The sequence below is a fragment of the Clostridium tyrobutyricum genome, assembly GCF_019144085.1.
Lineage (GTDB): Bacteria > Bacillota > Clostridia > Clostridiales > Clostridiaceae > Clostridium_B > Clostridium_B tyrobutyricum_A.
On sequence record NZ_JAHHUY010000088.1, the window covers coordinates 1 to 618 of the forward strand.

The window sequence follows — 618 nt, forward strand, 5'->3', positions numbered from 1 at the left end:
GAATAAAAATGTATCTGCTACTTATAATAAAGGCAATAGTAATAGGTATTGTAGAAGGTGTTACTGAATTTTTGCCAATATCATCTACAGGCCATATGATTATAGTAGGTGACTTAATAAATTTTAAGGATCCTACTTATAGAAAAGCTTATGTAGACATGTTTGAAATTGTTATTCAACTCGGAGCTATACTTGCCATATTAGTTCTTTACTGGAATAAAATATCAGGTTCCTTGAAAAATCTTGCTCCAGGAAAATGGGGATTTAAATTATGGTGTAATATAATTATTGCATTCATACCAGCTGCAGTTATCGGATTATTTTTCAATCATATAATAAAGGCTAAACTGTTTAATTCTGTGACAGTAGCTTGTGCACTTATATTTGGTGGGTTTCTCATGATATTTATGGAGAAAAAGTATAGAAGGGGAAATAAGACAAATAGAATCGAAGATGTAACTCCGGGACAAGCTTTAAAAATAGGCTGTTTCCAGTGCATTGCACTTTGGCCTGGAATGTCAAGATCTGCATCTACAATAATGGGAGCGTGGACAAGCGGACTTACTAATGTGGCAGCAGCGGAATTTTCATTTATCCTTGCAATTCCAACTATGATAG

At 34.0% G+C, this 618-nt stretch carries 1 protein-coding gene; it reads left to right on the forward strand.

Annotated elements, in window-relative coordinates; genetic code table 11:
• Positions 1-8: 8 nt before the first annotated feature.
• The coding region (locus KM800_RS15125) for an undecaprenyl-diphosphate phosphatase (RefSeq protein ID WP_217813826.1) at positions 9-618 on the forward strand (610 nt) is incomplete at its 3' end.